This window comes from Clostridium sp. FP1 (assembly GCF_011065975.2).
Lineage (GTDB): Bacteria > Bacillota > Clostridia > Clostridiales > Clostridiaceae > Clostridium_AD > Clostridium_AD tagluense.
Window position 1 is genome coordinate 3,238,505 of record NZ_JAAMNJ020000001.1, and the last position, 12,981, is coordinate 3,251,485.

Genomic DNA, 12,981 nt, shown 5'->3' on the forward strand with positions numbered 1-12,981 from the left:
TATTATAATGAGCTATTTATGCAACACAAAGATTATGTAGTATCTCACCTATCTATGAGACTATGTTTTAATTCTTTATCTAAGTACTTTGATATCTGTAGCGCTCTATTACTATCTGAGGTAATAAATAACTCAACAACAATCTTAGCATTATCCATTCTTCCAACGGCATTAATGGTAGGCATTACTGTTAATGCTAATTTCGATACTGTATCTTCATTAATAACAAGAATATTATGAGTTTTTAGTAGTGCACAAAACCCATAATTATTTGTGCTTTTTAATTGCTTTATGCCTTCCTGAGCAAATATTCTATTCTCACTCTCAAGCTTTGTTTTACTAGAAACAGTACCTATCATTACCAAATCCATATATTTGTTTATGGACTTCATCTTGTAGTAGGATGATATTGCTTGTGCTATTTTAAAGGCTACTCCGCAGGCACATAACCCCTTGAAAGGATAATCGCAACCCTTCTGTTTTGGATTCACAACAATGGTGTCTGGGGCTATATTAATGGGTTCATGAAAATCTGTGATTATAACATCAATTCCCATGTATTTGCATAATTCTATTTCACTGAAAGAATTTATGCCACAGCCTAAGGTTATTATAAGTCCTGGGCCTAAATATTTTATATGACTAGTAATATCACTTTCACATAAATCACGACTTTCACTACATTCACCTGGTATAAAATACTCAACATCAGCATTTAGAAACTTAAGCACGAGCATCAATAAGGAAATTGCCGTAATACTATCTACATCATAAAATCCATAAAGGACTATTTTTTCTCTTTCATTTATAGCTTTGACAATTCTAAATAATGCAGCCTCCATCCCTTTTAATAAAAATGGATTATACATATTATAATCTATAAAGTCATTATTATTCACCTGCATGTCTTTAAGATAATCCATTATAAAAACTCCTCAAAGTTAATAAAAAAATAAAATAAATTTTAAATTTCTTATTTAACAAAATTAAAAAAGACAAAGAAGTAATTAATACATCATACTTCTCTGTCTTTAATTTTTAACTATTTGAGCAAAAGTGTAACTCCAGCAATTGCCTCTTATGCTCTTGCTTTCTTAGTTTCCTTAATACTTCTTTTTTTAAGAATTACCCAAACTGGACTTGCTATAAAGATTGAAGAATAGCATCCAACTAGTATACCGATTATTAATGGGAAACTAAGTTCTCTTATAGATGGTACAAATATATATACTGCAATTATAGTAAATAGTGTTGTAGCAACTGTATTTATTGATCTTGCCATAGTTTGTGTAACACTTGTATTTGTAATCTCTTCTATAGAAGATTTTCTCATATTTTTTTGATTTTCTCTTATTCTATCAAATATAACTATAGTATCATTAATAGAGTAACCAACTACAGTAAGAATAGCTGCTATAAAAGTTGCATTTACCTGTATTCGGAATACTGCGTATACCCCAACCATAATTAGAATATCATGCAATAATGCAATTATTGCTGCAGCTCCAAACTTAAATTCAAATCTTATACCGATATATATCAGCATACAAATTATAGCAATAATCAAACCAGTTATTGCCTTTGATTTTAATTCACTACCAACAGATGCACCAATTGTATTTTCTGAAATTAATTCACTAGATTTAAACTGGGTCTTAATTTCTTTTACCATGGTTGCTGTTTGATCAGCGGTAAGCGCATCACTCTTTACGGTTATTTCCAAATTTTTGCCTTCATCTAATGTTTTTGACAAATACTCATTTTTTGCATGTTTGTCTATTATTTTATCTACATCTGCCTTTACAAAAGCCTGATTCATCTTTATATCAAGTTTTGTACCACCTTTAAAATCTATACCTAAGTTTAGTCCTTTTGTTACCATGAATCCCATTCCTATTATAATAACGAATAGAGACATAGCAAACCATAATTTAGTTTTTTCAACTATTTTTAGCATATGCTTACCCCCTCTTCACGCCAAAATGAGATGTTTTACTTAATAGTCCCATTTCGACAGCTAATTTTAATAAGAATTTAGTGCTAGTAAGTGCTGTAAATACGCTTATAATTATACCAATCATAAGTGTTAGTGCGAAGCCTTTAACTGCGCCTGATCCAACAGTATAAAGAACTAAAGCAGAAATTATAGTTGTAATGTTTGAATCTAATATTGATGACAAAGCTCTATGAAAACCAGCATCTACAGCAGATTTTATTGATCTTCCAGTTCTAAGTTCTTCTTTTATTCTTTCGAATATTAATACATTAGCATCTACTGCCATACCAACCGTAAGCAAGAATCCTGCTATACCTGCCAGTGTCAAAGTAGCATTAATGGCTGAGAATGCGCCAAGAACCAAAACCACATATAAAATTAGTGATATGTCTGAAATTATTCCAGGTGCTCTATAATATAACATCATAAATATCAATATAAATAATATTCCAACAGCTCCAGCCTTCATACTTAATGGTAATGCATCTTTACCTAAAGTAGCTCCAACTGTATTAACTGAAACAGCTTTTAGTGTTACAGGTAGTGCTCCTGATTTAATGATTTGAGATTGTCTTGTAGCTTCTGCCAAATCTTTACTTCCTGAAATTTGAGCCTTACCATCCGTAATAACTGATTCCACTGTAGGATCAGTTAACACCACATTATCCATAAGAATAGTAATTTTTTGTTTTAAAAATTTCTGCGTAGCTTGTGCAAATTTTTGCTTTCCTGCTTCATTAAGTTCAAGATTTATAATAGGTTTATTTCCTTCACCAAAGCCTGTAGTGGCATCCTTTATATCTTTACCAGTAAGAATTGTAACTTTATCAGGTCCAACGAATTTAAGCTCTCCTGACTTTGCAACAGTATCAAGGACTACTTTAGAATCGAATATTCCTGGTATTTCAATTCTGATTCTATTATTACCTTCTTTGGCAACTAGTGTTTCACTAACTCCCATTTTATTGACTCTCATAGAAATAAGCTCAATTGTTCTATCTAAGGTCTTTGCATCAACCTTCCCACCTTGAACTTCTTCTAAGACAGAAATTCCACCTTGCAAATCTAACCCTTTATTTATCGTTTGGGTAAAAGGTTTAAATCTATAATCTCCTATTGTAAACCCTTTGAAACCTGTAAATGCCAATATCCCAACAACTAAAACACTGGTCAAAAACAGTATCGCGCTTTTTTTCTTTTTCATCTTTATCCCCCTCTGTTGCTTAATCATAAATACAATTATATTATGATTAACAAAATTAGTCAATATTAGGTAAATTTATTTATTTTTCCATAGTTTTTGCTTTTAATGCTATAGCACATTCTATCCTTTTCTTTTGCATCTTGCATCCGATTTCATAAGGAATGTGCATATCCCCATTAAAATTGAAGTTATTTGCTTGGCATCCGCCACTACAATAAAATTTAGCCCAACAATCAGTACATTTAGGCTTGTTGTAAATGTGTGCTTCTTTAAACTCTAGTTCCATTTTTTTATTATGCATTCCATTATATATATCGCCCATTAGAAAATCTTTATTACCAACAAATTGATGACAAGGGTATATATCACCATCTGGAGTAACAGCTATATATTCATGGCCTGCTCCACATCCAGAGATTCTCTTATAGACACAGGGGCCGCCTTTAAGATCTATATTGAAATGATAAAATTTAAACTCATTTCCGTCTTTATGTCTTTGAAGCATATCTTTATATAATTTATCATATTGCTCAAAAATAGTCGGTAAATCTTCCTCTCTAAGTGACAGCGCATGTTCATTTGGTAGTACTACTGGTTCTATTGATATTTCTTTAAAACCTAAATCTGCCATATGTTTTATATCTTCATAAAAGTCAGTATTCTCTCTAGTGAAAGTTCCACGAGCGTAATAAGCTTTTGACTTATCTCTCATATCAACCATTTTTTTAATCTTAGGAAGTATTCTATCATATGAACCAGTTCCATCTGCGCGTACTCTAACCTTATCATTAACAGATTTTCTACCATCTATGCTAAGTATTATATTACCCATATTTTCATCCATATATTTCATGATTTCGTCATTGAGCAATGTAGCGTTAGTTGTCATAGTAAATCTTATAGATTTATTATGAAGTTTTTCTTGGACTTTCGCATGTTCCACTATTTCTTTTATTGTATCAAAAGCCATAAGTGGCTCTCCACCAAATAAATCCACCTCAATGTTTCTTCTTGGACCTGATTTCTCTATAACAAAATCTATTGCTTTCATTCCCACTTCTGCGGACATAACGCTTCTAGCACCATGATATTCACCCTCATCAGCAAAACAGTATTTACATCTCAAATTACAATCATGTATTACATTAAGACACAGTGCCTTTATGTAAGATTCGGTTTCTCCAATGCCCATAGCGATTTCTCTATACAAGTCTTTTGTGTAGATCATTTCTTCCTCAATTAAGCTGAGAATTTCACCATAAGCTTCTTCAATATCTGCTACCGTATATTTATTTTTAAAATTTTCTAATAACTCTTCTTTTTCTCTTAGGAAATTATCATCCAAAAGATCATAAACTATTTCATCAACTACATGTAGTGCTCCGGAATTTACATCAATTACATAATACTCGCTATCTTGTATATATTTATGAATTAGTGACAAGTTATTTTCCTCCTAACAAATTTAAAGCAGTAACTCTAAGTGTTACTGCCACATTAGTAATATTAGTTCTCACAAGCTAAGTTAGCTACTGTACAAGAAGTTTTACATGCTGATTGGCATGAATTAGCACATTCTTTGCATCCTGGTTTTTTCAAACTTTCTTTAATGCTTGTTTTATTTATAGTTTTTATATGTTTCATTTCAATTCCTCCATTCATAAAGTTTCGGTATGATTATATCATAATATCTTGGCTAAATAAAGTATTTCTATAGATTTATTCCAAGCATTCCAGCAAGTGTACCTATACCCAAGGCTAAAGCCATTCTTACTACTTCTCTCATACCAATAGAAGTACTTCCACCACCAACGACTTTAACTAGGTATAAAATTATCATGTAAATAGCTGCCACCATAATACCCATTAGCCAACCTTTTTCTCCTGCTTTTTTTGCAGCATATACTGATCCATAAAGCACACTAACCAATGTTATTACAATATAAAAGACAGATGTTACCTTCATGCTAGCTGTTAAATAGCTTGTTATTATAGAATAAGCTACTAATACAATTAAGGTTAAAATTGAAGCCCTAAATACACCTTCTGCAGCACAAGAAAATTTTATTTTGTTTTCCATGTAAATCCCCCCCTTTTGTGGATTTCAATAAAAAAAATTTAGTTGAAATCTATAATATTAATTATGATTAAAAAGGGGGTTTTATTACTTAATTCTTTATTTTTTCTCTAGTACCACATCAGAACTGCTTGAATTTCTAACAGAACCTATTCCTGTTCTTGCCAATTTAATTTTAGTTCTATCTGGACCACTTTCCAATATAACAAATTCTTCTTGTAGATTAACTATTTTTCCAATTATACCACCTTTAGTCATTACTTCATCATTTAATTTTAAATCATTTAAAAGTGCGGCATATTTTTTCTTTCTTTTGTTTTCTGGTATAAATACTACTAAATAAAACACTACTAACATTAATATTATAGGTAATAAAGATACTATTTGATTCATTTATATTCCCCTCCTTTCAATATTTTTTAAATTATAATAAAATAATTCCCCTATAAAAATTAATACCTAAGAATTAATAACTTTACTTATTATTACTTTGTATAGGGTAATCATATTATAGCAATTAATTATGCGTTCTCATTCCACTGCGCTAATTTTTCAGCCTTAAATTCTTCAAAACAATCATTATCAATGGCAGATCGTATGTCTTCCATAAGTTTATTATAAAAATACAGATTATGAAGTACACAAAGTCTCATGGCTAGCATCTCTTTTGCCTTAAATAAGTGTCTTATGTAGGCTCTTGTATAATGCTTGCAAGCAGGACACTGACACCCTTCATCAATAGGAGCTGCATCTAGCTCAAATTTAGCATTCATTATATTTATTTTACCATCACTTGTAAACACATGTCCATGCCTTCCATTTCTTGCAGGCAAAACACAATCAAAAAAATCTACGCCTCTTGATACAGCTTCTAAAATATTACTTGGATAACCTACTCCCATAAGATATATTGGTTTATCCTGTGGCAAGTATGGAACAACAGCATCAATAATTCTATACATATCTTCATGAGATTCTCCCACTGCAAGACCACCAATAGCATAGCCATCCAGGTTCATCTTAGTAATGGTTTTAGCATGTTCTACTCGGATATCCGCGTAGGTTCCCCCTTGATTTATTCCAAATAACATTTGTTTATTATTGACAGTGTCCGGAAGAGAATTTAGTCTATCCATTTCAATTTTACATCGTTCTAGCCACCTTGTAGTTCTTGCTACTGAATCAACTACATATTCTTTGGTAGATGGGTTGGGTATACATTCATCAAAAGCCATAGCGATGGTAGATCCTAAATTGCTTTGTATTTGCATACTTTCTTCTGGCCCCATGAATATTTTCTTTCCATCAATATGCGAATTAAAGTAAACCCCTTCTTCTTTAATCTTTCTCATGGCTGCAAGAGAAAATACTTGAAATCCACCTGAATCTGTAAGAATAGGTCTATCCCAATTCATGAATTTATGAAGTCCTCCCATTTGCCTTACAACCTTGTCTGTTGGTCTTAAGTGCAAATGATAAGTATTAGATAATTCAACTTGGCAATTGATTTCTTTTAAATCCATGCTAGAAACGGCACCCTTAATAGCTCCTTGAGTTCCTACGTTCATAAAAACAGGTGTTTGAATTGTGCCGTGAGGAGTTGTAAATTCTCCACGTCTTACTTTACCACTTTTCTTAAGTAATTTAAACATTTTTACCCTTCTTTCCTTACAATAATTAAGAGTTAGTTCTTAATTATTCACTAATATAAAAACATTGCATCTCCAAAGCTGAAGAATCTATATTTTTCTTTTACCGCCATATCATAAGCACCCATAACTAAATTTTGGCCTGCAAAAGCACTAACTAGCATTATTAGTGTAGATTCTGGTAAATGAAAATTAGTTATTAATGCATCAACAATTTTGAATTTATAGCCTGGATAAATAAATATATCTGTCCAACCTGATTTTTCTTCTACTCTCCCATTCTCATTTGCTATACTTTCTAAGGTTCTATTAGAGGTAGTTCCTACCGCAATTATTCTGCCACCATTTTCTTTTGTTTCATTAATTACATCAGCTGTATGTTTATTTAAAACATAGTATTCTGAATGCATTTCATGTTCTTCAACCGTTTCAGCTTTTACAGGTCTAAAAGTACCTAGCCCTATATGCAGTGTTACAAATGCAATTTTTACACCCTTAGCTTTAATTTTAGACAGCAGATCCTCTGTAAAATGAAGCCCTGCAGTAGGAGCTGCTGCTGACCCTATTTGTTTTGAAAACACAGTCTGATATCGTTCTTTATCTTCTAATTTTTCAGTTATATATGGTGGTAGTGGCATCTCTCCAAGTTTATCTAAAACCTCTTCAAAGATTCCTTCAAATTCAAATTCTACTATTCTACTACCACCCTCAGAAATACTTATGACCTCTGCCTTTAATTCTCCATTACCAAAGATAAATCTAGTTCCAATTTTTGCTTTTTTTCCAGGTTTTACTAAGGTCTCCCAGTGATTAATATCTATTCTCTTTAGAAGAAGAAATTCCATTTTACCGCCTGTTCCTTCTTTTACCCCAAGAAGTCTTGCAGGTAAAACCCTAGTATCATTTAGCACTAAACAATCTCCTGAGTTTAAATAATCTATTATATCTTTGAATTTTTTTTGCTGTATTTCGCTACTTGTTTTATTAATTACCATAAGTCTTGACTCATCTCTTTTTTGGAGTGGATGCTGCGCTATAAGCTCCTGTGGTAAGTCAAAATTAAAATCCTTTACTTTCAAAAAAACTACACCCTTTCTTTATGCAAAATAATTTAAATTTCATTGTCTTTATCATCAAATACTGTAAATTGTCTAAGGTTTTTATGAACCTTGGACTTTTTCAAAGGTTTATTTAAATGTTCATAGGCCTTTTCAGATGCTATCCTTCCCCTTGGCGTTCTTATTATAAATCCCTTTTGAATTAAATAAGGTTCATAGACATCCTCGAGAGTCCCTATTTCTTCACCTATAAAATAGGATAGTGTCTCTATGCCTACTGGTCCACCATTAAAATTATCTATAATAGCTGCCAGCATTTTGTTATCTATTCTATCAAAGCCTTCACCATCTATTTCAAGAAGTTCTGAAGCTAACCTAGCTATTTTCAAATCGATAATTCCATTGCCCTTAACGTCACAATAGTCGCGAACCCTCTTAAGCAAACGATTAGCAATTCTAGGAGTACCCCTTGAACGCCTTGCAATTTCAACAGCCGCCTCATCAGTGATTTCTACTTTTAAAATATCTGAAGACCTAATTACTATTTCTTTTAACTCATCTTGCGTATAATATTCCATAGCACTTAGTACCCCAAATCTATCACGAAGAGGTGCTGTTAGTAGTCCTATTCTAGTGGTTGCACCAATGAGTGTAAACTTTGGTAAATCGAGTCTTATAGATTTAGCTGAAGCTCCCTTTCCAATTACAATATCTAGTGCATAATCCTCCATAGCAGGATATAATATTTCTTCTATATTTCTACTGAGCCTATGTATCTCGTCAATAAAAAGCACATCATAATCACTAAGTGAAGTTAAAATAGATGCCAAATCTCCTGCTCTTTCAATAGCGGGACCTGAGGTTATTTTTAAGTTTCCCTTCATTTCCTTTGCAATAATATTGGCAAGGGTTGTCTTTCCAAGTCCAGGCGGTCCATATAAAAGCACATGATCAAGAGCTTCTTCTCTGCTAATAGCTGCTTTAATGAATATATTAAGTTTTTCTTTTATCTTTGGTTGACCAATATACTCTCTAAGCCTTTGTGGTCTTAGGGAATATTCCGCCCCCATATCTTCTTCAATGATAGAAGAAGTAATAATTCTTTCCTCTATATCATCCATAGTATACTCCCACCTTAGTTCATTAAATATTTCAAACAATCTTTAATCATATTTTCAAGGGTTAGTTTCTTATCGCTAACTTTTAATGCCTTTTCAGCTTCTTTTTCAGAATATCCAAGTGACATAAGAGCTCCCAAAACCTCCATAAGTTTTCTATCCTCAACTAAGTCACTCCCTAATCCCTGTGATAAATTGTTAACTTCAGACTGCTCAATATGAATTTTTTCCCTAAGCTCTAGAATTACCCTTTGCGCAATTTTCTTCCCTATGCCAGGGGCTCTTTGCAGAGTTTTTTCGTCTCCTGATACAATAGCATATCTTAGACTTTGTACATTACAAATAGAAAGTAGTGATAAGCCAGCTTTTGCACCAACTCCATTGACCCCCATTACTAGGGTAAACATCTCAATCTCATCCACTGTTAAAAATCCGTATAATCCAATAAAATCTTCTCTAACAATTTGCTTTATATATAATAACACACTTTCATTAGTTTTAGGCATCTTTGCCATAGTACTGCCGGAGGTATATATTTTGTACCCCATACCATTATTATCTACTACAATATAGTCTTTATTAATACCTACAAAAATTCCTTTTATATATTCGTACACAATATTCCTCCTAGCGTTCTCCAGGGATATAAAAATTGACATTTACTATTTCCACCAGAAAATAGCGACTATATAATACTTTACCACCTAACCGCTATTAATTCAATAATTAACAATAGAAATGTTATAAATAAGTAAAAAAACCTTAAGAAATATGTTTTTCTTAAGGTTTTTTTATTTTACAATGAGGGTATTAAGATTTTAATAAACCCCTAGCATAATCAAAAGCTTTTTCAGGAGTTTTGAATTCTCCACTTTCGTATTCCTGATCAACTTCTATAGATTGAGGACCAACAATGTCTTTACTATATTTCCTGCCATAAATTAAATCTTCTACCAATCCGTCTTTTTCTTTTAAGTCATTTATTTTTACATATTGTAATTCTCCGCTGTCTTTTGCCTCAAAATCATATTGCCTCTGGTTACCATTTTCTGCATATACATTAGAATTAAATATTTTATGAGCTGTTATATCGCCTTTATTATCTGTTTTGTAAATTGTTACAAGGTTATCATATACACCTAAAAAATATCTATTTGCACTATAACTGTACCTATCACTTTTACTAACAAAAACGATTTCACTATTACTCATATTAGAAACTGTGTAACCTTGGTTTTTAAAAATTTCATCAAGCTGTGCCTGTGTTTTACTATTTAATAGAGTTGATCCATTAAAATGTTTTTCTAATACCATATTTCTTACTTCACAGTCTTTATATTTAATTTTAAAAACAAATTTCGTATTTTCTAAGGCCTTAGGCAAATTAGTAGTCACTGATGCTTGCATTGAATCCTCACCTTTGGTAGTAAGTTTTAAATATGGAATTTTACTAGAAGATTGTAGCTCTAATTTATGGTTAGTAATATATTGAGCAAGTGAGTAGCTTGCAATAACAAAAGTAACTAACAGGGTAGTTAACATTGCGTATAAAATTTTTCTGTTTTTCATATTACCCCTCCTTATTTGGAATTATGTCCATACAAAGAGGTATTTATTCAAATAATATGTTTTATTTATCTAGACCCTTGCCAGAATCAGTAACATTATCTAATTCTAGGGGATAAGGCTCAAAAAAACTTTGATTAATAAGGTTTTTTTCTTCAAAACGTATAGCATTTGATTTTATAACATAAAGTGGCACACTAAAAGGTACTTTACTTTGTCTATATTGTTCTATCGTATCTAAAATGAATTCTTTTTCTCTATGAGTTAGCTTTTCCGAAAAATATCCCATATACTTTGTTAGTACATTTATATTAGCATACTTTCTTTTATCACTCTAAAATTTTTCATAATATATAATTTTGTTAAAAAATATTGCCTTATATTGTAATTTTTAACCCGACCATCATCCTCAATGGCCAAACCTTCAAATTTTCCCATTACAAGTCCTCCAAATAATCCACTGCCCTTAACAGATGTAGAACCTTTTTCTATACTTTTGTAAATTTTCACTTCTTTTATTCCACAAGAAGGAGATTTACTCTTTAGTATAAATCCATCCACTTTTGGTAACTCTTTAAGGAACTTCTCTCCAAATCCCATCATTTCACTACTCAATTCTCTTTCACCGCTATGTTGCATAAGTTTTACAGGTGCATCCTCATTTTCTTTAACCACGCTTATAGCTTCTCTTGGTATTTCGAGTCCTATTTGCACCTCTGGGCATACAGTTATAAAATCAACAAAATCCTTTAGCTTTTCCACTAAATTACAACCATCCAGCTGACCATTATATCTGCAAGCTTCAAATCCTAAGCATCTACTCACTACAACTACTGGTTTCACATTATTTGTTCTCTCTTTATAAGATAGTTTCATATGTAAACATGCTTTCAAAATTAAAATTTATAATAAAAAATCTATTTAATGATTCTATTTTAACTTATTCAATATTAGTTTTAATTCCCCTCTTTTTATCATACACCAGACTGCATTATTTAACGGCATTTCAGAAGGAAAGTCCCCCACTTCTATAAAAAATTAACCACAAAAGAAAACTGCCCTTGCAATATTTCTTCAAAAAATATAAGATTACCTTCCTTTAATGGAATTTATGCTGTAAAATTTAATATTATTATGATTGTTAATTGATTTTCAAATGCAATGAAAGGAGCATATAATGCCAATTTATAGATTATCAAATGATTTAGCATTCCCTGACCCATCTTTTGCAGAGGAGGATGGACTTTTAGCTCTAGAAGGAGATCTATCCCCAGAAAGATTACTCCTTGCCTATTCTAATGGAATATTTCCATGGTTTTCAGAGGAGGAGCCCATACTTTGGTGGTCACCAGATCCAAGATTTGTTCTTTATCCAAAAGATATTAGAATTTCTCATTCTATGAAAAAAATACTTAAAAATAACACCTATAGAGTTTCCTTTGATACTTGTTTTAGAGATGTTATATCCAATTGTTCTAATATGAGAAAAGAAACAGGTACATGGATTACAAATGAAATGATAGAGGCTTACTGCAAGCTACATGAGCTTGGCTTCGCACATTCTGTAGAAGCCTTTTATGAGGATAAATTAGTTGGGGGATTATATGGTGTGTGTATTGGAAAATGTTTTTTTGGTGAATCTATGTTTTCAACTATGGATAATGCCTCTAAGTCTGCCTTTATTACGCTTAGCAAGGTATTAGAAGAAAAGGGGTTTATTGTGATTGACTGCCAAGTTCATACAAATCATTTGGAAAGCTTAGGCGCAGTTTATATTTCTAGAGAGGATTTTTTACAGGTGGTACAAAGAGGAATTTCAGTAGAACCTTTGAAATTGTGCTTTTAGTTACATATATTCTTCAATTATTAGTAAGATAATAGATATATCTATAATAGAAAAAATAAATTAGCATAAAGATATATATCTTTATGCTAATTTATTTTTTCTATTATACTTTTTCAAACTCTGATTTACTAACTCCACATAGTGGACAAACCCAATCTTCAGGAATATCTTCAAACTTAGTTCCTGGTTTAATTCCACCTTCATCATCACCTACTGCTGGGTCATAAATGTAACCGCATACTGTACAAACATATTTATCCATAAATATTCCTCCTTTTTATTTCTATAGAGTAAATAACAATTATTAGTTATTATCCCCCTCGAAATTTTTTATTACCATATTATTTTTCAATTCCAATTGTAGAAATACCTTTAATGATTTTCACGAATTTTCTAATAATTTAACTTATTGACATATTATCATATTTGCTAGGGATTAACAATATTTATTTTTTCTTGATAGTGAG

General features: G+C 31.6%; 16 protein-coding genes. 1 reads left to right on the top strand and 15 read right to left on the bottom strand.

What is annotated here, in order from left to right; all coding sequences use genetic code 11:
* Window positions 1-44: 44 nt before the first annotated feature.
* The 14 genes from G9F70_RS15810 to G9F70_RS15875 all read right to left on the bottom strand — a co-directional run bounded on the left by G9F70_RS15810 (window position 45) and on the right by G9F70_RS15875 (window position 11,544).
* On the bottom strand, window positions 45-923 hold the full coding sequence (locus G9F70_RS15810; RefSeq protein WP_164943882.1) for a DHH family phosphoesterase: 879 nt from the start codon (window positions 921-923) through the stop codon (window positions 45-47).
* Between the two features lie 155 nt (window positions 924-1,078).
* Entirely contained in the window at window positions 1,079-1,957 is an 879-nt protein-coding gene (secF, locus tag G9F70_RS15815) for a protein translocase subunit SecF (protein WP_164943883.1), read from the bottom strand.
* A gap of 4 nt (window positions 1,958-1,961) precedes the next feature.
* A complete protein-coding gene (gene secD, locus G9F70_RS15820; RefSeq protein ID WP_164943884.1) occupies window positions 1,962-3,200 on the bottom strand; it encodes a protein translocase subunit SecD in 1,239 nt (412 codons plus the stop codon).
* A gap of 79 nt (window positions 3,201-3,279) precedes the next feature.
* Complete coding sequence (gene scfB, locus G9F70_RS15825; RefSeq protein WP_164943885.1) at window positions 3,280-4,644, bottom strand: thioether cross-link-forming SCIFF peptide maturase; 1,365 nt, start codon at window positions 4,642-4,644, stop codon at window positions 3,280-3,282.
* A 62-nt stretch (window positions 4,645-4,706) separates the two neighbouring features.
* Window positions 4,707-4,844: a six-cysteine ranthipeptide SCIFF gene (scfA, locus tag G9F70_RS15830; protein ID WP_124999239.1), complete on the bottom strand. Its 138-nt coding sequence runs from the start codon at window positions 4,842-4,844 to the stop codon at window positions 4,707-4,709.
* 67 nt (window positions 4,845-4,911) lie between these two features.
* Window positions 4,912-5,280 (bottom strand): TIGR04086 family membrane protein, encoded by a 369-nt coding sequence (locus tag G9F70_RS15835; RefSeq protein WP_164943886.1) that lies wholly within the window; start codon window positions 5,278-5,280, stop codon window positions 4,912-4,914.
* A gap of 96 nt (window positions 5,281-5,376) precedes the next feature.
* Complete coding sequence (gene yajC, locus G9F70_RS15840) at window positions 5,377-5,670, bottom strand: preprotein translocase subunit YajC (protein ID WP_164943887.1); 294 nt, start codon at window positions 5,668-5,670, stop codon at window positions 5,377-5,379.
* 128 nt (window positions 5,671-5,798) lie between these two features.
* Window positions 5,799-6,929, bottom strand: a complete 1,131-nt coding sequence (gene tgt / locus G9F70_RS15845; RefSeq protein WP_164943888.1) for a tRNA guanosine(34) transglycosylase Tgt — start codon at window positions 6,927-6,929, stop codon at window positions 5,799-5,801.
* A gap of 50 nt (window positions 6,930-6,979) precedes the next feature.
* Entirely contained in the window at window positions 6,980-8,005 is a 1,026-nt protein-coding gene (gene queA / locus G9F70_RS15850) for a tRNA preQ1(34) S-adenosylmethionine ribosyltransferase-isomerase QueA (RefSeq protein ID WP_224617610.1), read from the bottom strand.
* Window positions 8,006-8,037: 32 nt separating this feature from the next.
* The gene (ruvB, locus tag G9F70_RS15855) at window positions 8,038-9,096 is read right to left on the bottom strand and encodes a Holliday junction branch migration DNA helicase RuvB (RefSeq protein WP_187352957.1); all 1,059 of its coding nucleotides are present in this window, start codon (window positions 9,094-9,096) and stop codon (window positions 8,038-8,040) included.
* Between the two features lie 23 nt (window positions 9,097-9,119).
* Window positions 9,120-9,719: a Holliday junction branch migration protein RuvA gene (gene ruvA, locus G9F70_RS15860; RefSeq protein ID WP_164943891.1), complete on the bottom strand. Its 600-nt coding sequence runs from the start codon at window positions 9,717-9,719 to the stop codon at window positions 9,120-9,122.
* A 193-nt stretch (window positions 9,720-9,912) separates the two neighbouring features.
* Window positions 9,913-10,671, bottom strand: coding sequence for a hypothetical protein (locus tag G9F70_RS15865; protein ID WP_164943892.1), 759 nt, complete (start codon window positions 10,669-10,671; stop codon window positions 9,913-9,915).
* A gap of 61 nt (window positions 10,672-10,732) precedes the next feature.
* Window positions 10,733-10,957: a DUF1722 domain-containing protein gene (locus G9F70_RS15870; RefSeq protein ID WP_202882611.1), complete on the bottom strand. Its 225-nt coding sequence runs from the start codon at window positions 10,955-10,957 to the stop codon at window positions 10,733-10,735.
* Window positions 10,958-10,974: 17 nt separating this feature from the next.
* The gene (locus tag G9F70_RS15875; RefSeq protein ID WP_202882612.1) at window positions 10,975-11,544 is read right to left on the bottom strand and encodes a DUF523 domain-containing protein; all 570 of its coding nucleotides are present in this window, start codon (window positions 11,542-11,544) and stop codon (window positions 10,975-10,977) included.
* Window positions 11,545-11,845: 301 nt separating this feature from the next.
* On the opposite strand from G9F70_RS15875, the gene aat reads away from it, so the two are divergent.
* The gene (aat, locus tag G9F70_RS15880) at window positions 11,846-12,514 is read left to right on the top strand and encodes a leucyl/phenylalanyl-tRNA--protein transferase (RefSeq protein ID WP_164943893.1); all 669 of its coding nucleotides are present in this window, start codon (window positions 11,846-11,848) and stop codon (window positions 12,512-12,514) included.
* Window positions 12,515-12,617: 103 nt separating this feature from the next.
* On the opposite strand, the gene rd is transcribed toward aat, so the two are convergent.
* Window positions 12,618-12,776, bottom strand: a complete 159-nt coding sequence (gene rd, locus G9F70_RS15885; protein ID WP_124999217.1) for a rubredoxin — start codon at window positions 12,774-12,776, stop codon at window positions 12,618-12,620.
* Window positions 12,777-12,981: the final 205 nt, after the last annotated feature.